Origin of the sequence: Mesorhizobium sp. WSM4308 (assembly GCF_002294905.1) — a bacterium.
Taxonomy (GTDB): domain Bacteria; phylum Pseudomonadota; class Alphaproteobacteria; order Rhizobiales; family Rhizobiaceae; genus Mesorhizobium.
The window spans coordinates 41811-64133 of sequence record NZ_NSFW01000013.1 but is presented as its reverse complement, the minus strand read 5'-3'; the positions used below and the strand labels follow the sequence as shown (position 1 = coordinate 64133).

29 protein-coding genes and 2 pseudogenes are annotated in these 22323 nt (G+C 62.4%); 10 read left to right on the top strand and 21 right to left on the bottom strand.

The features are described 5' to 3' along the window. Positions 1 to 8 precede the first annotated feature (8 nt). Entirely contained in the window at positions 9 to 1070 is a 1062-nt protein-coding gene (locus tag CK227_RS23185) for a site-specific integrase (RefSeq protein ID WP_095774407.1), read from the bottom strand. A 115-nt stretch (positions 1071 to 1185) separates the two neighbouring features. Between CK227_RS23185 and dusA the strand changes: the two genes are divergently transcribed. Beyond that, entirely contained in the window at positions 1186 to 2184 is a 999-nt protein-coding gene (dusA, locus tag CK227_RS23180) for a tRNA dihydrouridine(20/20a) synthase DusA (protein WP_095774408.1), read from the top strand. A 2-nt stretch (positions 2185 to 2186) separates the two neighbouring features. On the opposite strand, the gene CK227_RS23175 is transcribed toward dusA, so the two are convergent. After that, positions 2187 to 2894 carry a TIGR02281 family clan AA aspartic protease gene (locus CK227_RS23175; RefSeq protein ID WP_095774409.1) on the bottom strand — a complete coding sequence of 236 codons (708 nt, stop codon included), beginning with the start codon at positions 2892 to 2894 and terminating at the stop codon, positions 2187 to 2189. Between the two features lie 111 nt (positions 2895 to 3005). Next, positions 3006 to 3236, bottom strand: coding sequence for a DUF1289 domain-containing protein (locus CK227_RS23170; RefSeq protein ID WP_064988667.1), 231 nt, complete (start codon positions 3234 to 3236; stop codon positions 3006 to 3008). A gap of 197 nt (positions 3237 to 3433) precedes the next feature. Here CK227_RS23170 and CK227_RS23165 point away from each other — a divergent pair, with 197 nt between their 5' ends. After that, positions 3434 to 4432, top strand: coding sequence for a nicotinate-nucleotide--dimethylbenzimidazole phosphoribosyltransferase (locus tag CK227_RS23165; RefSeq protein WP_095774410.1), 999 nt, complete (start codon positions 3434 to 3436; stop codon positions 4430 to 4432). Between the two features lie 19 nt (positions 4433 to 4451). Here CK227_RS23165 and CK227_RS23160 read toward each other — a convergent pair whose 3' ends face one another. After that, positions 4452 to 4979, bottom strand: coding sequence for a GNAT family N-acetyltransferase (locus tag CK227_RS23160; protein ID WP_095774411.1), 528 nt, complete (start codon positions 4977 to 4979; stop codon positions 4452 to 4454). Positions 4980 to 5011: 32 nt separating this feature from the next. Next, the gene (locus CK227_RS23155; protein WP_095774412.1) at positions 5012 to 6532 is read right to left on the bottom strand and encodes a HAMP domain-containing sensor histidine kinase; all 1521 of its coding nucleotides are present in this window, start codon (positions 6530 to 6532) and stop codon (positions 5012 to 5014) included. Between the two features lie 76 nt (positions 6533 to 6608). On the opposite strand from CK227_RS23155, the gene CK227_RS23150 reads away from it, so the two are divergent. The 4 genes from CK227_RS23150 to CK227_RS23135 all read left to right on the top strand — a co-directional run bounded on the left by CK227_RS23150 (position 6609) and on the right by CK227_RS23135 (position 9091). Then, positions 6609 to 7232: a thermonuclease family protein gene (locus CK227_RS23150; RefSeq protein WP_095774413.1), complete on the top strand. Its 624-nt coding sequence runs from the start codon at positions 6609 to 6611 to the stop codon at positions 7230 to 7232. Between the two features lie 34 nt (positions 7233 to 7266). After that, positions 7267 to 7878 (top strand): glutathione S-transferase, encoded by a 612-nt coding sequence (locus tag CK227_RS23145; protein ID WP_095774414.1) that lies wholly within the window; start codon positions 7267 to 7269, stop codon positions 7876 to 7878. Further along, on the top strand, positions 7818 to 8492 hold the full coding sequence (locus tag CK227_RS23140; RefSeq protein WP_095774415.1) for a uracil-DNA glycosylase family protein: 675 nt from the start codon (positions 7818 to 7820) through the stop codon (positions 8490 to 8492). Before CK227_RS23145 ends, CK227_RS23140 begins: the two co-directional genes overlap by 61 nt. A 107-nt stretch (positions 8493 to 8599) precedes the next feature. Then, a complete protein-coding gene (locus tag CK227_RS23135) occupies positions 8600 to 9091 on the top strand; it encodes an Lrp/AsnC family transcriptional regulator (RefSeq protein ID WP_006205209.1) in 492 nt (163 codons plus the stop codon). 12 nt (positions 9092 to 9103) lie between these two features. Here CK227_RS23135 and CK227_RS23130 read toward each other — a convergent pair whose 3' ends face one another. From CK227_RS23130 to moaA, 13 genes are all read right to left on the bottom strand, one after another. Continuing rightward, positions 9104 to 9670, bottom strand: coding sequence for a DUF3299 domain-containing protein (locus CK227_RS23130; RefSeq protein WP_095774416.1), 567 nt, complete (start codon positions 9668 to 9670; stop codon positions 9104 to 9106). Between the two features lie 44 nt (positions 9671 to 9714). Then, on the bottom strand, positions 9715 to 10293 hold the full coding sequence (locus CK227_RS23125; protein WP_095774417.1) for a GNAT family N-acetyltransferase: 579 nt from the start codon (positions 10291 to 10293) through the stop codon (positions 9715 to 9717). After that, positions 10253 to 10957 carry a DNA alkylation repair protein gene (locus CK227_RS23120; RefSeq protein ID WP_095774418.1) on the bottom strand — a complete coding sequence of 235 codons (705 nt, stop codon included), beginning with the start codon at positions 10955 to 10957 and terminating at the stop codon, positions 10253 to 10255. The genes CK227_RS23125 and CK227_RS23120 overlap by 41 nt, the downstream gene beginning before the upstream one ends. A gap of 6 nt (positions 10958 to 10963) precedes the next feature. Then, positions 10964 to 11833, bottom strand: a complete 870-nt coding sequence (locus CK227_RS23115) for an NAD(P)-dependent oxidoreductase (protein WP_095774419.1) — start codon at positions 11831 to 11833, stop codon at positions 10964 to 10966. 213 nt (positions 11834 to 12046) lie between these two features. Next, on the bottom strand, positions 12047 to 12868 hold the full coding sequence (locus CK227_RS23110) for an ABC transporter permease (RefSeq protein ID WP_095774420.1): 822 nt from the start codon (positions 12866 to 12868) through the stop codon (positions 12047 to 12049). Further along, on the bottom strand, positions 12865 to 13584 hold the full coding sequence (locus CK227_RS23105; RefSeq protein ID WP_095774421.1) for an ABC transporter permease: 720 nt from the start codon (positions 13582 to 13584) through the stop codon (positions 12865 to 12867). Before CK227_RS23105 ends, CK227_RS23110 begins: the two co-directional genes overlap by 4 nt. Positions 13585 to 13664: 80 nt before the next feature. After that, entirely contained in the window at positions 13665 to 14450 is a 786-nt protein-coding gene (locus tag CK227_RS23100) for an ABC transporter substrate-binding protein (protein ID WP_095774422.1), read from the bottom strand. Between the two features lie 146 nt (positions 14451 to 14596). Further along, on the bottom strand, positions 14597 to 15112 hold the full coding sequence (gene mobB / locus CK227_RS23095; RefSeq protein WP_095774423.1) for a molybdopterin-guanine dinucleotide biosynthesis protein B: 516 nt from the start codon (positions 15110 to 15112) through the stop codon (positions 14597 to 14599). Beyond that, on the bottom strand, positions 15109 to 15741 hold the full coding sequence (gene mobA / locus CK227_RS23090) for a molybdenum cofactor guanylyltransferase MobA (RefSeq protein ID WP_095774424.1): 633 nt from the start codon (positions 15739 to 15741) through the stop codon (positions 15109 to 15111). The genes mobB and mobA overlap by 4 nt, the downstream gene beginning before the upstream one ends. A 43-nt stretch (positions 15742 to 15784) precedes the next feature. Beyond that, positions 15785 to 16705: a DMT family transporter gene (locus tag CK227_RS23085; protein WP_095774482.1), complete on the bottom strand. Its 921-nt coding sequence runs from the start codon at positions 16703 to 16705 to the stop codon at positions 15785 to 15787. 178 nt (positions 16706 to 16883) lie between these two features. Next, entirely contained in the window at positions 16884 to 17243 is a 360-nt protein-coding gene (locus CK227_RS23080) for a hypothetical protein (RefSeq protein ID WP_095774425.1), read from the bottom strand. A 119-nt stretch (positions 17244 to 17362) separates the two neighbouring features. Beyond that, entirely contained in the window at positions 17363 to 17857 is a 495-nt protein-coding gene (locus tag CK227_RS23075; RefSeq protein ID WP_179296503.1) for a hypothetical protein, read from the bottom strand. Positions 17858 to 17912: 55 nt separating this feature from the next. Next, the gene (gene moaA / locus CK227_RS23070; RefSeq protein ID WP_095774427.1) at positions 17913 to 18908 is read right to left on the bottom strand and encodes a GTP 3',8-cyclase MoaA; all 996 of its coding nucleotides are present in this window, start codon (positions 18906 to 18908) and stop codon (positions 17913 to 17915) included. Between the two features lie 196 nt (positions 18909 to 19104). Between moaA and CK227_RS23065 the strand changes: the two genes are divergently transcribed. Together CK227_RS23065 and CK227_RS23060 are read left to right on the top strand one after the other, a co-directional pair. Next, positions 19105 to 19458, top strand: a complete 354-nt coding sequence (locus CK227_RS23065) for a DUF971 domain-containing protein (protein ID WP_095774428.1) — start codon at positions 19105 to 19107, stop codon at positions 19456 to 19458. Between the two features lie 63 nt (positions 19459 to 19521). Further along, positions 19522 to 20133 (top strand): pyridoxamine 5'-phosphate oxidase family protein, encoded by a 612-nt coding sequence (locus tag CK227_RS23060; RefSeq protein ID WP_095774429.1) that lies wholly within the window; start codon positions 19522 to 19524, stop codon positions 20131 to 20133. 16 nt (positions 20134 to 20149) lie between these two features. Here CK227_RS23060 and CK227_RS23055 read toward each other — a convergent pair whose 3' ends face one another. After that, positions 20150 to 20602 (bottom strand): MarR family transcriptional regulator, encoded by a 453-nt coding sequence (locus tag CK227_RS23055; protein ID WP_019858112.1) that lies wholly within the window; start codon positions 20600 to 20602, stop codon positions 20150 to 20152. Between the two features lie 47 nt (positions 20603 to 20649). Between CK227_RS23055 and CK227_RS23050 the strand changes: the two genes are divergently transcribed. Further along, on the top strand, positions 20650 to 21561 hold the full coding sequence (locus CK227_RS23050; RefSeq protein WP_095774430.1) for an alpha/beta hydrolase: 912 nt from the start codon (positions 20650 to 20652) through the stop codon (positions 21559 to 21561). A gap of 69 nt (positions 21562 to 21630) precedes the next feature. Here the strand turns inward: CK227_RS23050 and CK227_RS23045 are convergent, their stop codons facing one another. Next, a complete protein-coding gene (locus CK227_RS23045) occupies positions 21631 to 22026 on the bottom strand; it encodes a rhodanese-like domain-containing protein (protein ID WP_032930276.1) in 396 nt (131 codons plus the stop codon). A gap of 64 nt (positions 22027 to 22090) precedes the next feature. Then, a pseudogene (locus tag CK227_RS37355) lies at positions 22091 to 22201 on the bottom strand (TetR/AcrR family transcriptional regulator); the annotation flags it as partial. 5 nt (positions 22202 to 22206) lie between these two features. Between CK227_RS37355 and CK227_RS37350 the strand changes: the two are divergent. Beyond that, positions 22207 to 22314 (top strand): annotated as a pseudogene (locus CK227_RS37350) (oxidoreductase); the annotation flags it as partial. Positions 22315 to 22323: the final 9 nt, after the last annotated feature.

The following is a 22323-nucleotide window of genomic DNA, read 5'->3' as shown; positions in this document are numbered from 1 at the left end:
CACCACAATCATGCAGCCTTTGTCGCGTGGATGGTATGAAGCATCTCCGGCTTTAGATGAGTGTATCGCCGTAGCATCTTCCAATCTTTGTGCCCTGTGACCAGCGCGACCTGTTCAATTGTGAACCCAGCTTCAAACAGACGGCTCGTTCCTTCGTGCCGCAAGTCGTGAAAATGAAGGTCCTGGATGCCAAGGTCAGCGCATCCTCGGCGGAAAGCGGTGCCGACTGACCTATGATTGAACGGGAAAATTCGATCATCGTCGTTGCTGCGCCTTGCGCGTTCCTCCTCGATAATAGCCCACGCATCGTAGCCGGTTGCGGCGAATGGCGGTATGCGCTGATTGTTCCCGTTCTTGTTCCTAGGATCTTTTCGGTCGCGGATGAGTAGCATCCGCGTGCGAGAATCGACGTCAGACCAACGCGCCTTGCAAATCTCCTCCTGCCGCATGGCCGTAGCGATGGCAAAGCGTATGATCCGACCGACAGGCGCTATCTGCAGAGGGTTTGAATTGAAGTGGGCGATGAGCCTATCGATCTCATCTTGGGTGGGACGTCTGTCTCGCTCGTTCCCTTTACCCACAAGGCCAAGCCTTGTCAGAGCGATACGCGCCAGATCAACCGGTTCGACCTTGACTGGCAGACCGTGAACCGCCGCAGCATGAGAGAGGACAAGTTTTACAAAGCCGATGTCGATACCAAGAGTCATCGGCCCGGCGCCCTGGACGGCCCGCTCTCGGCCGAAACGAATGATCCGTTCGCGATCGAGAGCCGCTATGTTGCACTTCCCCAGATGTCTTCGCAGCATATTGAGGGCTGCGGCCTTGGAGCGGCGAGGGGACTTGCCTACATCGCTCATGTCGCCGATATGAAGGTCGATGAGGTCGCCGAAAGTTTTCAGGCGCGCTATGCGGGACTTGGTCGGCGTCTCACCGCGATCGACCTGGCGCTCTGTCTCGGTCGCCCAGCGCCGTGCGTCGTCTCGGCGAAGGAAGGTCTCGCTGACGTAGCGTCCTTTGCGACGGACCTGGACACGCCAGGAACCGGACGAGAGCTTTGTGTAGGTGGCCATTTTTTCGTGTGCGCTCCGTGTGCACTGAGAGATCGAAACGTGGCGAAAAGGGTCGTATTCTGGCGTAAATTCGGGTTGGGCCGCTAGGACCTAAGAATTTGATGTTAAAGAAAAAATGCTGAAAAATCAAGATCATAGAGTCGCCGTGGCCCCGATGATGGACTGGACGGACCGGCATTGCCGGTTCTTCCATCGCCAGCTGACGAGCCATGCGCTGCTCTACACCGAAATGGTGGTGGCCGACGCGGTCATACAGGGCGCGCGCGAGAGGCTGCTCGGTTTCGATGCGGTGGAACATCCGGTCGCGCTGCAGCTCGGCGGCTCGGATCCGGCGAAACTTGCCGAGGCGGCGCGCATTGGCGAAGCCTTCGGCTATGACGAGATCAACCTCAATGTCGGCTGCCCGTCCGACCGCGTTCAGTCGGGCACGTTCGGCGCCTGCCTGATGAAGGTGCCCGACCTCGTCGCCGACTGCGTCGCGGCAATGAAGGCGACCGTGACAATCCCCGTCACCGTCAAGTGCCGAATCGGCGTCGACGAACAGGATCCGGAGCTGGCGCTGGATGCGTTGGCGAACGGGGTTTTCGCGGCCGGCGCCGACACCCTGTGGGTGCATGCGCGCAAGGCGTGGCTGGAAGGGCTGAGCCCCAAGGAAAACCGCGACATCCCGCCGCTCGACTATGACAGGGTCTATCGCCTGAAGGCCAAAAAGCCGAACGAATTCATTGGGATCAACGGCGGAATTCAGTCGCTTGAAGAGGCGCGCGCGCATCTCGATCATGTCGACGGCGCCATGCTCGGCCGCGCCGCCTACCACACGCCAGGCATATTGGCCGGCGTCGACGCAGCCTTCTACGGCGCAAGGCCCGAGGCGTTCGATTTCGCTGGGCTGATCGATGCCATGGCGGACTATTCGGCGCGCCACATCGAACGGGGCGGGCGGCTCGGCCATGTTACCCGCCATATGGTCGGGCTGTTCCATGGGCTGCCCGGTGCACGCCGCTACCGCCAGATCCTGTCGACCGACGCAAACCGGCCCGGTGCCGGGCCCGACGTGCTGAAGACGGCTTTCGCGGCCGTCGAATTCGGTGGAAGGGCCGCCAAGGCGGCCTGAGCTCAGTCCCTGAGGATCATGCGGTCGCCACGCACGTCGAAGCCCGACAGCGAGCCAATGAAATTCATGCCGAGCAGACTTTGGCTCAGCATGCCGGGTGCCGCGACCATCACCGGCATGTCCTTGCGCACGATGCCGCCGATCGCCACCGCGTCGGTCTTCACCGCGGCGGCGCGCGCCATGCCGTTGGCTGTCGAAACCGGTATCGTGTAGTTGAGCGCCGCCGGATTGAAGCCGGCGGCCTGCGCATCTTCCGACGTCAGCACAGTGCTGGTCGCGCCTGTGTCGACAACGGCCCGGATCGGGTTGCCGTTGACCAGGATGCGCGCTTCGAAATGGCCATTGTCGGCCTTGTCGAGGGTCACCGTGTCGTGGCCGTCTTCGACACCAAGCGCCAGCGGGCTGCCGGGAACGAGGCCCGCGGTCACCCGGCTGGCGACATCTTGCAGTTCGTAGCGGTACTGGTAGCCGGCGATCAGCGCCAGCACGATTGCCGCCCAGGCGCCGAAATTCCGTGCCATGTCGCCCAACGGGCGGCCCGATCGCAGCAGGCCGGTGGCGATCAGGGCGCCGAAGGCGCCAAGCCATATCAGCCTGCCAAAATCGTAATTCTCGACGCCAAGCGTGCTGCCGGCGGAATCATTGAGCACGAGCAGGGCCGCTCCAACGCCGATCACCGCCATCAGAATCCAGAACAGTCGGCTGCTCATCCGTGCCTCGCTAGGGCAATTCCAGGAAAAGTGCGAAAACGGTATTCCATAGGAATTGCGTTAAAACAAAGAGTTGGAGCGGTTCGCCGTTTCCGTGAAACGGTGAAGGCTTTAGAGTACGTCGCGTTCGCGCGCCATGCGGGTGCGGCGCGTTTCGCGGCGCGGCCGGCGCTCGACCGTTTCCAGTCGGGCCGGCAGTTCGGCCATCACATTGCGGCGTGATTCGGGCGTCATCCCCATCCAGGCGCCGATTTCCTCGCGCGTGCGGCCGCAACCGAAGCAGAAGCCGGTTTTCATGTCGATCGAGCAGACCAGGATGCAGGGGGATTCGATGGCCGTCATGACTTTCTTTCGAGGGATCCGTGCGGACTCCGCTCTTCCACCTCCACATGGTGCAACGGCAAAGCCAATGCAAGCCCTCGCGATCGCGCCTTCCCGGGCCATCTTTGCGGCAATCAAGGCTGATGTTTGGGAGAGGTTGTGCCGATCACGCAACGCGGCTATGCCGCTCACCAAATCCAGGAATGATTGCTCACGACATGACCAGCGCTCTGCCTTTCGACGATTTTCGCAACCTGCTCGACAATCTGCCGGCAGCCGACCTGAAAGCCGAAGCGCGCGTGCGCGCGCTGTTTGCCAAGGCCGACAAGCCAGCGCATTCACTCGGCCGCATCGAGGACATCGCGGCGTGGCTTGCCGCCTCGAGCGGCCGGGCTCCGCCCGCGGTGACACGGCCGCTGATGGCAATCTTTGCCGGCAATCACGGCGTGACCCGTCATGGTATTTCGCCGCGTCCGGTGGCGGCAACCGCCAACGCGGTCGAGCTTTGCGCGGCAGGCGGTGCGGCGATCAACCAGATCTGCATTGCCTATGATCTCGGATTGAAGGTGTTCGATCTTGCCCTGCATATCCCGACCGGCGACATCGCAGAGGATGCCGCGCTCGACGAGCGCGGCTGCGCGGCGACCATGGCCTTCGGCATGGAAGCGATCGCGGGCGGCACCGACCTGCTTTGCCTCGGCGATCTCGGCGTCGGCAATTCCACCGTCGCCGCCGCCCTGCTCGCCGCCCTGTTCGAGGGAAGGGGTGCCGACTGGGTCGGTCCGGGATCCGGCGCCGACGCGGCGATGCAGGTCCGCAAGGCCGATGTGGTCGATGCGGCGCTGGCTTTTCACCACGGCCATCTCGACGACCCGCTGGAAGTGCTGCGCCGGGTCGGCGGCCGCGAGTTCGCCGCGATAGCCGGCGCCATTCTCGCCGCGCGGATGCAGAAGATACCCGTGCTGCTCGACGGTTTTGCCGCAACGGCTGCCGCGGCTGTGCTTTATGTCGCAAACCCCGCTGCGCTCAAGCATTGCCTTCTCGCCAGCCTGTCGCCGGAGCCCGCGCATGCAAGGGCCGCCGAACTGCTTGGCTTGCGCCCACTGCTAGACCTCGGCATAAGCAATGGCGAGGGGGCGGGGGCGGCACTTGGCGCGGGCCTGGTCAAGGCGGCGGCGCTGACCAGTTCAGGCATGGCGGCGGCGGTTCGGATCTAGAGGCTTCCCGCCCGGCGCATCACCGCCTGGGATTGGGGAGACGATAGACGACCGAGGTGTATTTCGGATTGGAGCGGGTCTCGACGATCGAGCCGCCGAGGCTTTCCGCGATTCTTCGGCTCGCCATATTCTCTTCGGCGACAGGATATTCGAAGCCATCCGGATCGAGTTCCTCGGACGCCCATGCCACCACGGCGGCGACGGCCTCCCGGCCGATGCCGTTTCCATGGACGTCCTCCCTTATCCAAATTCCGATTTCGGGACAGGCCGTCTTCGCCGCATGCAGGCCGACAAGACCCATACAGCGATCGTCCGCCAGCGAGCGCACAACAAAATGCAGATCCGATCCGTCGAGGATCGGCGCCAACCAGGATCGCCATACCTCGGCAAAGGCCGTTGATGATCGAGGTGGTTCCCACTGCATGAAACGGGTGATTGCGGGCGTGATGGCGGCAAAGACCTCGTCAGCATCAACGGCCGCAAACAACTTGAGGCGAAGTCGGTGCGATTTGATTTCGACGCTGCCGGCATCCCAGTCTGCGGTCATTGCGGTCCGCGTTCCCCTTTGAGGCCGGTCGCCTAACGCCGTCGCGCCGCCACCGCCGCGGTTGGCAACGCCGGCAGTTCTTCCATCACCCGGCTCAGCGGGAAGATGGCAATCGCCTCCGTGCCTTCACGCAGCTTGGAATGCAGCTCGAATTCGCCGCCATGCATGGCAAGCAGGCCTTGCACGATCGGCAGACCGAGCCCGGTGCCTTGTTCGGCGCTCTTGATGGCGATCGAGCCCTGGCCGAAAGCCGAGAGCACGACCGGGATCTCGTCCTCGGGAATCCCCGGGCCATTGTCCTTGACGGAGATGTATTGCCCGCCGCCCGCCGTCCAGCCGACGCGGACGCGGATCTCGCCGCCGGTGGCGGTAAATTTGATGGCGTTGGAGAGAAGGTTGAGCGTGATCTGGCGCACGGCACGCTCGTCGGCGAACAGCCGCGGCAATGTCTGTTCGAAATCCTGGATGACGCGGATATCCTTGTTGCGCGCCTTCAACTCCATCATGTGGCAGCAATCCTCGACGATGTTGAGCAGCATCACCGGCTCTTCGTTGAGCTGGTAGCGACCGGCCTCGATGCGCGACAGGTCGAGGATCTCGTTGATCAGGTCGAGCAGGTGCTGGCCGGAATCATGCACGTCATGGGCATAATCGCGATAGGTGGGATTGCTCATCGGCCCCAGCACCTCGTTCGCCATCACCTCGGAAAAGCCGAGAATGGCGTTGAGCGGCGTGCGCAATTCATGGCTCATCGAAGCGAGGAACCGCGACTTTGCCAGATTGGCATCCTCGGCCCGCCGCCGCGCCTCATCCGACATGGATTTCGCTGTCTCCAGTTCGGCGATCAACGCATCCTTTTCGGTGCGGAACGACAACAGCATCAGCGAGGCGCGGTTGAGCTGACGGGCGACATAGACGAAGAAAGGCAGCGACAGGACAAGCAGCCCGGCCATGACCGCCTCGACCGGCATCCACAGCCTGGTGCCGACATAGGCGTAGAGCGCCACCGGCACGGCAAAAGTCGCCAGCAGCGCGCCGCTCAGCGATGAAGCCATGAGCGCCGTCCCGGCCATGGCAAAAAGCAGCACCACCGCCTTGACCACCTGAAACTGGTCGACAGCGCAGGCGCCGCAGCCGAGCACGACGAACCAGCCCCAGCCGAGGCCGCAAAGAAAATGGCCGACCAGAAATTCCCGTCGCGTTTGCAAGGGGTTAAGCTCGGACGCTTCCGTGCGCTCGATGCGCCGTGCCATGAAGGCGACGATCGTATAGCAGATGAGCGTGAACAACGCCCAGAGCCCGATCTCATTACCGACGCCGGCGAGCCAGCCGCCAGCGGCGATCGCCAGGACGAACAGCGGGATCGCCACGGCGCCGCTTGTCATGGCGCCGGCGTGGAGTTTCAACAATTCGCGGTCGAAATCGGGATTGCCGGCTTGCTGCGAAAGACGGTCGCGCGTCTTGCGCACCGCACGCGCGACATCGCTGTTGCGATGCCGTTTCCTGCGGTCCACAATGAACTTGTCCGCTGTGTTCGAGCGTTGCAAGGGCATCAAAAACTTCGATTTATGCGTGCAGCGGTTCCAAGGTGTTAAGCTACGTTCGAATGATTAACCAACCGTTTGCCATATGAGCCGTTCCTGGTCGCCAAGATCGCGCCGGCGGTACGCGGCGCCGCGCCCGAGAAGCCTGTGGCGCAAGGTGCTGGACTATGGGCTGGCCATCATCATTCTGGGGCTGCTGATCCTGTTGGCGGCGCGCCTCGATCAGGTGGAGACGCGCCAGACTCAAGGCGCTGCCATCATCAATGATGGCGACTCGATCACGCTCGGCACCGAGCGCATCCGCATGCGCGGCATCGACGCCCCGGAATACACACAGACGTGCCGCAGGAACGGCGCCGACTATGCCTGCGGCACGCTTGCGCGCCAGTCGCTAGTGCGCCTGATCGCCGGCAGGCCCGTTACCTGCAGCGGCTGGCAGCGGGATCGCTATGGCCGGTTGCTCGGCGACTGCAAGGCCGGCGGCACCGACCTCAACCGCGCTCAGGTCGAGGCGGGTTGGGCGGTTGCCTTTGGCGACTTCGAAAGCGAGGAAGCGACCGCCCGGGCCGCCAAGGTCGGTATCTGGGCTGGTACGTTCGATCAACCGCAGGACTGGCGCGACAGCCATCACGGCGAAGTGGTGGAGCGAAAACACGGCACGCTGGCGTCGATCGGCGACGCCGTGCGGGAGATTTTTCGCTTCTGGTGAAGCGTATCGGCTTGGAAGGAAAGGGAGGATCGAAATGAAGCTCTTCGACGGTGGCCGGGCGCCCAATCCGCGGCGGGTACGCGTCTTTCTCGCCGAAAAGGGGATCGCGGTTCCGCTGGTGTCCGTCGACATGGGCGCGCTGGAGCACAAGGGCCAAACGGTGAGCTCTCGCAACCCTTTGCAGCGCCTGCCGGTGCTGGAGCTTGACGATGGCACCGTCATCACCGAATCCGTCGCTATTTGCCGGTATTTCGAGGAGTTGCATCCGGAGCCGGCCCTGTTCGGACGCGGCGCGCTCGGCAAGGCACAGGTCGAGATGTGGCAGAGACGGATGGAGTTCAACCTGCTCAGCTGCGTCGCGCAGGCATTTCGCCACATTCATCCGGCCATGAAGGAATGGGAAATCCCACAAATCCCCGAATGGGGCGAGGCCAACAAGCCGAAGGCGTTGGAGTTCCTGAAAATCCTCGACGGCGAGTTGGCGAAGCGGGAATTCGCTGCCGGCGACAGCTATTCGATCGCCGATATCACCGGCCTGATCGCCATCGACTTCATGAAGCCGGCGCGCATCAACGTACCGGAGGAATGCACCAATGTCCTGCGTTGGCATCAGGCGATCTCCAGCCGGCCGAGTGCCGCCGCTTGACCCTGGAACTGGACAATTTTGCCGCAGAAGTCCGGGCCTGCCGCATCTGCGTCGAAAACCCCGCCGGCAGGCCGCTGCCGCATGAGCCGCGGCCGGTGCTGCGGCCTTCGTCCAGTGCCCGCATCCTGATTGCCAGCCAGGCGCCGGGAACCAAGGTTCACCTGTCGGGCATGCCGTTCACCGATGCTTCGGGCGACCGCCTGCGTAACTGGCTCGGCGTGACCAGCGACGAATTCTACGACATCGAGAAATTTGCCATCGTGCCGATGGGCTTCTGCTTTCCCGGCCAGGATGCCAAGGGTGGTGACCTGCCGCCAAGGCGCGAATGCGCGCCGGCCTGGCGCACGCCCTTGATGGCGCTGATGCCGCGGATCGACCTGGTGCTGACTATCGGCATCTACGCGCAGTCCTGGCATATGGGCGCCGCGCGCCGGCCCTCGCTGACGGAGACGGTTAAGGACTGGCGGGCCATCTGGGAGAATTCCGTCGGCGCAAAGGTGCTGCCGCTGCCGCACCCATCCTGGCGCAACAGCGGCTGGCTGAAGCAGAATCCGTGGTTTGAAATGGATTTGCTGCCTTTCCTGCGCTCGGAAATCCGCTATCGCCTCGGCTAGGCATTCAGCAAGAAATCACTCGCTTTCATAGCGATTGGCAGAATTTCTTTCTTGTGAAAGCCCGAAATAAAGGGGAATATAGCCAAACTATTCCTCAGGAGCCTCTAATGGACCGCCTTGACCGAAAAATTCTCCGCCTCCTGCAGGAGGACGCGACACTCGCGGTGGCCGATGTCGCCAAGAAAGTAGGCCTGTCGACCACGCCCTGCTGGCGCCGCATCCAGAAGCTCGAGGAGGAAGGCGTCATCAAGCGTCGCGTCGCCATTCTCGACCATGAGAAGGTCAATGTGCGGGTCACCGTCTTCGTCTCCATCCGCACGAATTCGCACAGCCACGAATGGCTGCGCCGCTTTTCCGAGGTCATCCAGGAGTTTCCCGAGGTGGTCGAGTTCTACCGCATGAGCGGCGACGTCGACTATCTCTTGCGCGTCGTGGTGCCTGACATCGCCGCCTACGACGCCTTCTACAAGCGGCTGATCGCCAAGATCGAGATCCGTGACGTGTCGTCGTCCTTCGCCATGGAGCAGATCAAGTACACCACTGAAATCCCGCTCGATTACATGGTGCTGGACAAGGAATCGGGCGCCAACGCCGCCTGAGCGCAAGCCCGATTAGTTCTTCTTTTTGTTCAGGAACGTCCAGGGCGAGTTCACCGGCAGGGTGACGGCATCAGGCACGGTGTCGACCCCAACCACCTCTGCTCTGTGCACGCTATAGCCCGACTGGATGACGCTGACGCCATCCAGAATGAACAGCTGGCTTTTCTCCATGTCCGGCTTCAGGGCGCCGGTGACGGCGACCGACTGGTAGGCTTGCGACATCTTGTAGGGATGGGCTGGCGTCACCAGCACGATCTGATTGGCTGGTGGCGTCGGCATGTGGCTGCACGCGCCGGTCCATGGCACCAGCAGGAACTGATAGACGAGGTCGCCATCGCGATCGACCGGCAACGCGTAGCCGGCTAATTGTACCGTCTTGTCCTGCAAGCCGAGCGACAGCGTCTCACCATGATCGGGTAGTTTAGCCGCAATCATCGGCAGGCCGGCGTCTTCCGCGACGGCCTGGCTCGCCGGGCGCAAATCCTTCCAAAAGATGTGCATGGTTTCGGCCGAAGCGCCGGCAGCCCAGAGGGACAGCGCGGTCGCCAGAGCCAGGATTGATTTGAGATGGACGCTCATGCCGCTTCCTTTGCGGCCAAGTAAAGACGCCGCGGCCAATGACGTCAATGCGCGAGCCGCATCACATGTCGGCGAGAACCAGCCATGCCGACTTCACGGAAGCCGCGCGACGCGAACATGTCGCGAAAGCCCATGAAACGGTAGCTCGGCGACGCTTCGGCCACGGGATAGGCCTCGATGATGCGCGCGCCCTTGGCGAAGGCATGATCGATGGCAGCGTCAAGTAAGGCCGAAGCAAGGCCGCCGCCGCGCAAGGCCCTCGGCACATAGAAGCAGGCGATCGACCATACGCCCGTCTCGCTGTCGTCCTGCCGCCTTGAAAGCCTGCGATAGGTCTCGCGCGGAGCGACCGAACACCAGGCAATGGTGTTGCCGTCGATCTCGGCGAGGATGCCGACCGGGGTGCCGGCATCGATGAGCGCCATCATCTGACGCTTCTTTTCATCGTTCTGGATGTGCTCGCGGTCAGAGTTCCGCCAGGCCATGCACCAGCAATATTTTGGCGCACCCGGCTGCTCGAACAGGGTCTCAAAGCTGCCGCGTGTTGCCGGCGTCACCTCGGTGAAGCGGATGTTGGCGAGGTCAAACGTTTCTGCCGGCGAGGCGTTCCAGCGTTTTGGCATCCGACAGTTCCTTGACGGCATCCTTGCCGATCCAGCGCGCGGTCTTGTCTGGGGAGTCGGCGAGTTTCTGTGCCAGGGTCAGGGCAGGGGCGTGCAGGCTCATCGATCGCTTGCCGATCTGCCGCAGCGCCCAGTTGACGGCTTTCCTGACGAAGTTGCGCTGATCGCCGGCATGGACTTCGATCAAGGGCAGATAGGACAGGAAAGTCGCGTCCGGCTCCTTTTTCAAATGCACGGCCGCCCATGCCAACATGGCAAAGGCCGTGCGGCGGACGAATTCGCGCTCGTCGACCGCAAACTCCTCGATCAGCGTGCGCCAGAACGGCGTATCGACGAACAGGTCGGAGACGGTATCGACGACTTCCCAGGAATCGAAATCGTCGGCCCAGCTACGGCATTCCTCAATGGTGATCTTCTTCGGTTCGCCGGTGAAAGCCGCCAGCATCCGCGCTTCGCGAATGCCGCTGGTCCACAGCGCCAGGGATCGTTCGTGGTTGCGCTTCAGCTTGCGCGCCAAGGGCCGCAAATCCGTGTTGCCGACACCGAGCGCGGTCGCGATGTTGATGCCGAACCGCGCCATGCCGGCGCGGTTTTCCTCGGTGCCGATCGAGCGCAGATGCGCGACGATGTCCTGCGCGGTCCAGCCTGGAGCGGGCAGGGACATGATCGCCTACTTCTCCAGGCGCGCCAGCAGCGAGGAGGTGTCCCAGCGCTTGCCACCCATGGCCTGCACATCCTTGTAGAACTGGTCGACAAGCGCGGTCACCGGCAGCTTGGCGCCGTTGCGGTCGGCCTCCGCCAGGCAGATGCCAAGATCCTTGCGCATCCAGTCGACGGCAAAGCCGAAATCATACTTGCCGGCACTCATTGTCTTGTGGCGGTTTTCCATCTGCCATGAACCGGCGGCTCCCTTGGAAATCACCTCGATCACCTTCTCGATATCGAGCCCGGCCTTCTTGCCGAAATGGATACCTTCCGACAGTCCCTGCACGAGCCCGGCGATGCAGATCTGGTTGATCATCTTGGTGAGCTGGCCGGCGCCAGCCGAGCCCATCAGCCCAACCATGCGGGCAAAAGCGTCGATAACGGGCCTCGCTCTGTCGAAGGCAGCCTGATCGCCGCCGACCATGACGGTCAGCACGCCGTTCTCGGCGCCTGCCTGGCCACCGGAGACCGGCGCGTCGAGAAATGAAAATCCACCTGCCTCCGCTGCTGCCGCCAGTTCGCGCGCGACTTCCGCCGAAGCCGTGGTGTTGTCGATGAAGACCGAACCTTTCTTCATCGATTTGAAGGCGCCTTCGGGACCTGTCGTCACCGAGCGCAGATCGTCGTCATTGCCGACGCAGGAAAAGACGAAGTCCTTGTCCTTGGCTGCCTCTGCCGGCGTCACTGCAAGGCCGCCGCCATGCTGGCCGACCCATTGCTCGGCCTTGGCCTTGGTGCGGTTGTAGACGGTGATGTCGTGACCACCCTTGTTCTTCAAGTGGCCGGCCATGGGATAGCCCATCACGCCAAGACCGAGAAATGCCACAGATGCCATGAACTTGCCCTTCAGACGGAAACGAAATTGCTGCGGAAGCTCTAGAGCAATTCCAGGAAAAGTGTGAAGCGGTTTTCCCTCCGGAATTGCATCAAAACAAAGAGATAGAGCGGTTCGGCGTTTCTGCGAAACGGTGAACCGTTCTAGGCCCTGCGCTCAATTCGTCAAGACGCCTGCGGACTGATCGACTGGAGCAGGCAATATGGAAATCCGTCAACGCTTCAGGTGGATGGTGATCCGGCGCTCGATCCATTCGATCGCATGGCGCAACAACTCGACCATCACCAGGTACACCAGGGCGACCCAGATATAGGCCTGGATGTCGAAGGAATTGGCAAAGGCGAGTTTTGCATTACCCATCAGGTCGTACACGGTGATGATGGCGACGATGGCGGACGCCTTGACCATCAGGATCAGCTCATTGCCGTAGGGCCGCAAGGCGACGATCAGAGCTTGCGGCAGGATGATCTTGCGCAGCGTCTGCAATTTGTGCAGGCCGAGGGAGGCGGCGCCTTCCCATTGGCCCCTGGGCACGCTTTCGACGGCGCCGCGCAGGATTTCGGCCTGGTAGGCAGCGGTGTTGAGCGCAAAGGCGAAGACGCCGCAGTTGAAGGCGTCCTTGAAGAAATCCCAAAGCCCGATCATCTGGAGTTCCGGCCTGAACGACCCCAGCCCGTAATAGACCAGAAAGGTCTGAACCAGCAGCGGCGTGCCCCGGAAAAAATAGACGTAACAGTAGGCAAGACCGGCCAGGATCCGGTTCCTGGACATACGCCCGTAAGCAACCGGCATCGACAGGACGGCGCCAAGCACCATCGAAATGGCGACCAGCGACAAGGTAACGCCCAGCCCGCTCAGATAGGCCGGCGCATATTTGGCGAAGAAGGCCGGGTTCCAGGCAAAAAACAGATAGCCGACGATGCCGAGGCCAAAGGCGATCCACAGGCAGACCAGCGCGTAGCCGACGATGCGCCGTCGCGGCCAGCCGCGGGTCCGCGGTGGCGGCCGCTCGACCATGGCGGCTGTGGCGCTCATCGTTGTGCCTCCCGTTTGCCAAGCGAGCGCAAAATGGCGCTGGTGGCGAAGGATGACACGACGGCCAGACCCAGAAAGACCAGAGCCGCAATGCTGTAAAACAGGAACGAATGCTTGGTGACGCGAGCCGCCACACCGGCGTTGCGCAGCGTCTCGGCAAGACCGACGACCGAAACCAGCGACGTGTCCTTGAGAAGGCTAAGCCAGCAATTCTCGAGACCGGGGAAGGCAATGCGCAGCAGCTGCGGCAGGATCACCAAGCGCATTGTCTGCCATCTGGACAAACCAATGGAATAGCCACCCTCATACTGCCCCTTCGGGATGGCGCGGAAGGCCGAGAGGAAAACCTCGCTGGCATAGGACGAGAAGATCAGCGAGAGCACGATCATGCCGGCCACGAAACTGTTGACGTCGATGGTCGCTTCGGGGCGAAAATACCGGATGAGATGTTGCAGCAGGATCGGCATGCCGAAGAAGAACAGGAAAAGCGTCACCAGTTCCGGCAGGCCGCGAAAGACCGTGGTGTAGATATTGGCGGCGAGGCGCAGCGACGGCTCCTCGGATTGCTTGCCCAGCGCAATGAAAAAACCGATCGTCAACCCAATGGGGAGCGTCGCCAGCGCAAGCAGAACCGTTACAATGACGCCATAGGCAATGTCGTCACTCCAGCCATCAGGTCCCCAACTGAGAAGTGTCCATATGCTTTGGGCTGGCATTGACAGGTGTTATCCCCACGACGTTCCCAGGATGAATAGAAAGACGGCGGGGAATTTCCCCGCCGTCTTGATCCTGTCTATCAGGACTCGGCGCCGAAGACGTCGAACTTGAAGTACTTGTCGTTGATTTCCTTGTATTTTCCATTGGCGCGGATGGCGTCGATGGCCTCATTGAGCTTGTTGACCAAATCGGTCTCGCCCTTGCGCACGGCAATGCCGGCGCCCGGTCCGAAGATCTCGACCGGCTGCGGCGAGGGCTGGCCGAGAATCTTGCAGCAGGCACCATCAGGCGTGTCCAGCCATTGCTGCAGCACCACGATATCGTCCTCGATGGCGTCGAGGCGGCCGTTGGCCAGATCTGCCTGCTCCTCGGGGCTGCTCGGATAACCCTTCACGGTGCTGTCGGTGTAGGTCTTCGAGGCATAGTTGAAATGGGTGGTCGTCGTGGCGACGCCGATGGTCTTGCCGGCGAGATCTTCCTTGGTCACACCCTTCAGCGTGCTGTCTTTCGGCACTGCGAGAGCCGAGGGGGTGTTGTAGTATTTGTGGGTGAAGTCGACCTTCTCCTTGCGCTCCGGCGTGATCGACATCGAGGCGACGATAGCGTCGAACTTGCCGGCCTGAAGTGCCGGGATGATGCCGTCCCAATCCTGGGCGACGAAGGTGCACTTGACCTTCATCTGATCGCAAAGCGCCTGGGCGATGTCGATGTCGAAGCCGACGAGCTTGCCGTCGGAGGTGAGGTTGTTGAACGGGGGATAGGCGCCTTCGGTGCCGATCCGCAGGGTCTTTTCCTGGGCCTGGGCTACGCCGAGCGTCAGCAGCGCAGCCGATGCGGCGAGCGCGATACGCAGTGCAATACGCATGATAGTCCTCTCTTTATGGTCCCGGCCGTCGTTCCGAAACGGCTCTATGGGGCGGTGCTTTTGACCGCCCGCTGAGGCGATACTCCCACTCTTTCCAAGAAAAAAGCAACTGCAAAACCACCGAAATCGGCAATGGGGTTCTGCCGTTACGTTACATCCCAAGCAACGAGGCCGGTGATGCGCTCGATGAAGTCGACTATCGATTTTACGTCGTCGAGGTCGAATACCGGCAGGCTCTCGTCCGTGACGGCGAAATCGGCGGCGATGGCGACAATATTGGGATCGCCTGCCGAAAGCGGCGCCCGGTCCCTCGCTTCCAGGCGCCGCGTTTCGATCTTGCGGTGTGATTCGCGCTTGTAGCCTTCGACCAGCACGATGTCGCATGGGGCGAGTCGCGAGAGGATGCTCTCCAGTGGCGGCTCATCCTCGCCACGCAATTCATGCATCAGCGCCCAGCGGTTGCCGGACACGATCGCGACCTCGGTGGCGCCGGCCTGCCGATGGCGGAAGCTGTCGGCGCCCGGCTTGTCGATGTCGAAATCATGATGGGCGTGTTTGACCGTCGAGACCTTCCAGCCGCGCCGCACAAGCTCAGCGACCAGCTTTTCTGTGAGGGTGGTCTTGCCGGAGTTTTTCCAGCCGGTGATGCCGAAGACGTTCATGATGTCATGCTCTGCAACAGGCGCCCGGCCTGGGCAAGATCGTCCGGCACATTGATGTTGAAGAAAGGATCGAGTGGCCGGCCAGCGAATTGCACGACCTGGAATTCCACCTCGACATGGCCATGGCGCTCGATGAAGGCCGAAACGCGCCTGTTGTCCTCATCGACCAGGAAATGCCGCAAGGCGTCGCGACAGTCCGTCGGCCACAGCGCGAAGGTCGGGTGGAGCCGGCCGGCCGAGGAGGCGACGGCAATTGAACCTGGATGTTCGCCGGCTGCCGCCGCCAGACGCGCGACGAGGTCTAGCGGCAGGAAAGGCGTGTCGCCGGCGGCGGTGACGACCGCTTTGCAAGGTGTGCCAGCGGCCGCCCATTCGAGGCCGGACAGAATGCCGGCAAGCGGCCCGGCAAAGCCTTCGACGGTGTCGGCAAGCACGGGCAGTCCGAAACGGGAAAAGCGTTCGGGATCGCCATTGGCGCTCAGCGCCAGGGTTTCGATCTGCGGGCCAAGGCGCGACAAGACCTGCTCAAGCACGCTGCCGCCGCCGAGCGGCAACAGGCTCTTGTCGCCGCCTCCCATCCGCCTTGACTGGCCACCGGCCAGAACGATCCCTGCAATATCTCGCCTCATGCATCGAGCCTGTACGCCAGCCGCCGGAAATCACAAGACCCGGCTAGATTCCATCCGGCGCCATGGCCGGCCCGGTGGTTTCGGCGACGATCCTTCGCCGACCGACCACGCGCTCGCGATAGAGCGCGTAGAGACCCGAACCGACGACGATTGTCGCGCCGACGATCATCGGCATGTCCGGAATGTCGCCGAAGACGATCAAGCCAAGCAGGATGGACCAGAGGAGCGCTGTGTAGCGGAACGGCGCGATGAAGGAGATCTCGCCCGAGCGCATCGCCATGATGATGAATTGATAACCGATGAGCACCAGCACCGCGGCCAGCGCCAGCAGCGCCGTGCTCTTGCCGGTCATGGGCGTCCAGCCACCCATCGGCGACAACAGCACCACGCCGACGCCGGTCATGGCCAGCGCGGTCGCGGTCGAGACGAGCATGGTCGGTATGGTTTGGGGGATGCGCTTGGTGGCGAGGTCGCGCACGGTGCAGCAGGCGACGCTGGCCAGCGCCCAAAGGGAATAGATGCTGAAGCCATCAAAGCCGGGCCGCACAATGACCAGTACGCCGGCAAAACCGACTGCGATTGCCAGCCAGCGTCGCCAGCCGACCGCTTCGCCGAAAAACAGCGCGGCACCCATCGTCACCGCCAGCGGCAGCGCCTGAAGAACGGCCGAGACACTGCCGATCGGCAAATGGGCAAGCGCCACCAGGAACGACACGGTGGCGCCAGCTTCGCCCAGCACGCGGATTGCCACCAGCGGCTGCAGCATCAGGCGCGGCCGCAAAAGCGCGCCGCGTTGCCAGGCCAGCAGGCCGACGAAGAGCGAGGCAAAGGCTCCTCTGATCAGCATGACCTGCGCCATGTTCATCGATTGCGAAGAGTATTTGGTGATGGCGTCGTTGAGCGTGAAGCCAACCATCGCCACCATCATGAACAACGCGCCGCGAAGATTTGGGGAAAGAGGCAAGACATCCACCGGTTGCTTGGGAAGCAAGCCTGTAACAGCCCGCCACGAAACAGCAATGGCAAAGGGCTGGGCCAGGACCGGGGCATTCGTCATCGCCGGCGTGAAATCACGTCCTCAATTCGGCGCGGATCTGGTCGGGAGGCGGCTTCGCCTCCCGGAACGTACCGGCTGCCGATGTCTATTGCTTCGGCGTCAGCACTTCGGTGCCGTTGCCTTCCTTGCCGGCGATGGTCCACAGGCCATGCAGCGACCCGTCATCCTCGACCTTGTAGACGACGAGGCCGATGTCCTTGCCCATGACATAGCCGGCGGAGAATGCATCGTCGTTGCGCATGCAGATGCCATCGGACGAAGAACCGCCAGTCTCCCAGTGGATCGCGCAAGTCGTCCCGCTGGTCAGCGTGATGGTGGCTTCGCCATCATATTTCGATCCGTCGAAATTGGTGCCGGCGACGGTGTAGGTTCCACCGATCGACTGCGCTGCCGCCGGCACGGCCGCAAGGCCGAGCAATGCAAGAGAAAGAATGAGTTTGCGCATGACGTTTCCCCCTATCTGCGAAAAGCCGCTTTCAGGGGAAGGCTAGGCCGGAACAGCGTGGCCGTAAATCCGGCGGCGGTTCGCGGACAAGACTTTTTCTGGGGTGTGATCCGAAATACTCACTGTCCCTTCAGACTGCCGGCAATCGCGCCGACCAGCGGGTCGTATTTCGACTTCAGGGCTGGCGGGTAATCGATCCAGACCGTGCGGATGACGCCATCAGTGCCGAACAGGCGCCGCTCATAAAAGATCTTTCCATCCTTCATGCCCGACAGCACCGCCCAGTTCTTGCCGGTCTTGCTGTAGGTAACGGTGTAGTCAGGTTCCTTGCTTGCCTTTTCATCGGCGACAAAGCCTTTCGGCGTGTCGTCATCGACGTTGAGGATGCCGGAGCAGGTCAGGCTGGCGCCATCCGCGCTCAGCCAAACCTGTCCGTCGCCATTTTCCGGCTCGGGCTGGCGATCGGTGAATATCTCGTCGGGAAAGGTGCAGACGGTGCCGAAGCGCGCGTTCGCATAGGTGAAGGGCTTGGCGTTTGCACTTGTTGTGACGGGCGTCGCCAAGAACAGGACAGTGGTCAGCGACGACAAGCCTATACGATAAAGACGCAGCACGATGCCCCCTTGGCCTTGTGACCAAAGATAGTCTTGCACCAAATCGGACAAAAAATCAGCCGCCGGTGACGCTCATATGCCGGGACACCGACGGACGGCTGGTGCGGCGGTCGATGACGAAATCATGGCCTTTCGGCTTGCGGCCGATGGCCTCGTCGATCGCGTCGGCGACAAGTTCGTTGCCTTCGGATGCACGCAACGGCGCGCGCAGGTCGGCCGCGTCTTCCTGGCCGAGGCACATATAAAGCGTGCCCGTGCAGGTCAGCCGGACGCGATTGCAGCTTTCGCAGAAATTATGCGTCATCGGTGTGATGAAACCGAGCTTTCCGCCGGTCTCGGCGACGTGGACATAGCGTGCAGGGCCACCGGTCTTGAAGGGAATGTCGGCCAGCGTGAACTGGCGTTCCAGCGAGGCGCGCAGCAGCGACAGCGGCAGATACTGGTCGGTGCGGTCTGCGTCGATCTCGCCCATCGGCATGGTTTCGATGACAGTGAGATCCATGCCGCGGCCATGCGCCCAGCGCATCATGTTGGGCAGTTCGGCGTCGTTGAAATCCTTCAGCGCCACCGCGTTGAGCTTGACCTTGAGCCCGGCCGCCTGAGCGGCATCGATACCTTGCATGACCTTGTCGAGATGGCCCCAGCGGGTGATCTGGTGGAACTTGTCCGCATCCAGCGTGTCGAGCGAGACGTTGATGCGCTTGACGCCGCAATCGGCGAGCTCGGCGGCGAAGCGCGACAGCTGCGAGCCGTTGGTGGTCAGCGTCAGTTCTTCCAGCGCGCCGCTATCGAGGTGGCGCGAGAGCTGGCGCACCAGATGCATGATGTTCTTGCGCACCAGTGGCTCGCCGCCGGTGAGGCGCAGCCGTCTGACGCCCTTCTCGATGAAAACGGTGCAGAGCCGATCCAGCTCTTCCAGCGACAGCAGGTCCTTCTTCGGCAGGAAGGCCATGTCCTCGGCCATGCAGTAGGTGCAGCGAAAATCGCAGCGGTCGGTGACCGACACTCTGAGATAGCTGATCGTGCGACCGAAAGGGTCGATCATGTTCATGTTCGAGCGTTTCCCGTGGCCGTTACCGGCGTCGTTATATACAGCTATGTGATACGATCCAGCCCACCATTCAAGATACCGCTTCTCGATCTTTGGTAACATCCCGGAGCCGACACCGTGTGTCGGTCGTCTATCGGGACTTTTCCCCTGTCGCGAAGCGGCGTAGGGAAGGGCAATCGATACGGGATCAAACAGCATGACCGCGCCAAAAGAACTCCGGGTCTCCAAGGACCGCAAGCTGCTGTCGGTCACCTTTCCCAATCACCAGCCATTCGAACTGCCGGCGGAGCTTTTGCGCGTCGCCTCGCCATCGGCCGAGGTGCAGGGCCATTCGCCCGACCAGCGTGTGACGGTTCCCGGCAAGCGCAATGTGGCCATCCTGAAGATCGAGCCGGTCGGCAACTATGCGGTGCGCATCACCTTCGATGATTTCCACGACACCGGCATTTTCACCTGGAACTATCTGCACGCGCTTGGCCACGAGAAGGATGAGCGCTGGAATGCCTACCTGGCGGAGCTTGCCGAAAAAGGGCTGAGCCGCGATCGCTAAGCCGACGTCGTAAAGGCGTCACACATCTGGAGTAGCGCCGGCCAGGGTTCGGAGACGAAAAAGATGTCGCTTATCACCACGGTCGAACAGCTCGAGGCGCTCTACGGCGTTCCAGGCGAAGCCTCGCTGGTCAAGGAACTCGATCACGTCATTCCCGAATATGCCGCCTTCATCGAGGCGTCGCCCTTTGTTGCGCTTGCCACCAGTGGCCCGGAGGGATTGGACTGTTCGCCGCGCGGCGATCTCGCCGGCTTCGTGCGTATCGTTGATCCGAAGACGCTGATCATGCCGGACCGGCGCGGCAACAATCGCGCCGATTCGCTGCGCAACATCATCCGGGATCCGCGTGTCGGGTTGCTGTTCCTGGTGCCGGGCTCTGGCACGACGCTGCGCATCAACGGCCGCGCGCGCATCACCACGGACGCCGAACTTTGCGCATCCTTCATGGTCGACGGCAAGGCGGCGCGCTCGGTGACCGTCATCGACGTCGATTCGGTCTATTTCCAGTGCGCCCGCGCCATTGTGCGGTCGGAGCTTTGGAACCCGGCAAAACATGTCGATCCAAAATCGCTGCCGACGCCGGGAAAAATCCTGGAAATCACCAGCCGCAAGAACATCGACGGCGAGGCCTACGACAAGGAATGGCCGGAGCGGGCGAAGAAAACCATGTGGTGAGTGACCGAAAAGGCCGTCAGGCCTCCTTCAGCACCTCATAGATCTTGCGCATCTGTTCGCCGATCATGTCGCACTGCTCCGGCGTCGACTGGCTCATCGCTTTCTCGATCAGCGCCATATGCACTTTCAGCGCCTGCATCAGCAGCGCCTCGCCAGCCTCGGTCAAGGCGAGCCGCAGGATGCGCTTGTCCTTCTCGTCGCCTTCGCGGCGCAGCAGGCCGCGCGTCTCCAGCTGCGGCAAAAGCATGGTGATGTTGGAGCGGCCGACGAGCAGCTTGCGGGCAAGATCGTGCTGCGACATGCCGGGATGGCGGTAGAGGTTCATCAGCACGTCGAGCTGCGCCGGCTTCAGGTCGAGCGGCGCGAGTTTCACCGCCAGCGTGCGCTCCAGCACATGGCAGGCACGCGCCACCGCGACCCAGTTGCGAAAACGCGGGTTGTCCCAGGGTAGCTCTTGTTTATTGTTCATCTTTGAACTATTATGTTCATGCTTGAACGTATGGATGGATTCTCACTATGGCATCAATCGGGCTGAAGGTCATCCGGAGCGTATTTGGTGCGGCCGAGCATATTGCGCCACGCATCACCGGGCGCGCGGCTTTCGAACTGTTCTGCCGCACGCCGAGCACAAAGGCGCTGACCGATGGCGAGCGCCGCGCCATCGGCCGGGCCGCCGAGTTCATGACCGAGGCGCGCCATCATCGGCTGAAGACGGCAACCGGCTGCGTCATGGTGCACGAATTCCGGCCGGAACCGGGCGGGGCCGCACTTGGCACGGTGCTTGTCGTTCATGGCTGGCGTTCGCGCACCGAATATATGCGCGCCTTGATCGAGGGCTATCGCGCCGCCGGCTACAGGGTCGTTTCCCTGGACCTGCCGGGGCACGGCCATTCGCAGGGCCGGCACCTGAACATGGTCAACGCGGTCGACGCGGTGCGGGTCGCCGGCGAATGGTTCGGCCCGTTCGTCGCGGCGGTGGGTCATTCCTTCGGCGGCGCCGTTGCCGCCAATGCCATTGCCGGTTCCGTCAAGAACATTCCGCCGCTGGCGGCCGGACGTCTCGTGCTGATCGCCGCACCCAGCTCCCTGCCGGCTATCTTCGCCGATTTCAGCCGCATGCTCAACGTCGGACCGCGCTCGCAGGTGGCGATGGCGGACCGCGTCCAGCACCTGTCCGGCCGGCCGCTGCATGAATTCACCGGTGACCGCCAGCTCGCCCAGGCGCCGGTGCCGACGCTGGTCATCCACGCGCCTGACGATCGCGAGGTGCCGGCCGAGCACGCGAAACGCTACGCCGGCGCTGGCGGCCATGTGCGGCTGCACTGGGCCGACGGTCTCGGCCACCGCCGCATCCTTGCGGACAAGGGCGTTGTCGAACGCGCCGTTGCCTTCGTCGCGGAACACCGCGAGCCGTCGCGGCTGCATTGAGACGCAATCCTCGTCCAGGCATGTCGTTGTCTCAAAACCGGGACCACTCTCGAGCGACATGCATTGGGGCTATTTCTTCTTCTCGCCGGGCTCGACAGGCAGTCCGGCCGCCTTCCAGGCGGTGTAGCCGCCAAGGATGTGCTTGACGGGCACAAGCCCCATGTCCTGCGCCGTCTTGGTGGCGAGCGCTGAACGCCAGCCGCCGGCGCAGAAGAACACGAAGCTCTTGCCCGAGGCGAAGAACGGCTTGTGATAGGGACTTTCCGGATCGATCCAGAATTCCAGCATGCCGCGTGTCACATGTTTGGCGCCGGGAATCCTGCCGTCGCGTTCGACCTCGCGCGGGTCGCGCAGGTCGACGAAGATGGTGCCTTCGTCCTCGAGCAGTCCCGCGGCTTCTTCAGGTGAAACCACTTCGATCTCGGCGTTGGCTTCATCCAGCAGTTCGCGATAACCCTTTTTCACAGCTTGTTCCTCCCGACCGCGCGTTTGGCTGGATTTCCACCATAATGGCCAGCGTTTGTCACGCTCAGTCGGGGCCTGCCAGAGTTTGCCAGGCAGCCATCGCGCCAGTGACGGTGGCCATCAGCGCTGGGCGCGACGCGCCGTCGCGCGCCTGGATCGACATGCCGTGCTGCACCGCGATTCGGCAAGGCCGATGACATCGCCGGCATGGTTGCCTGGCTCGCCGGTCCGGAGGGGCGTTTCGTTACCGGTGCCGCATTGACCATCGATGGCTGCGCCAACGCCTGAATTTTGGGG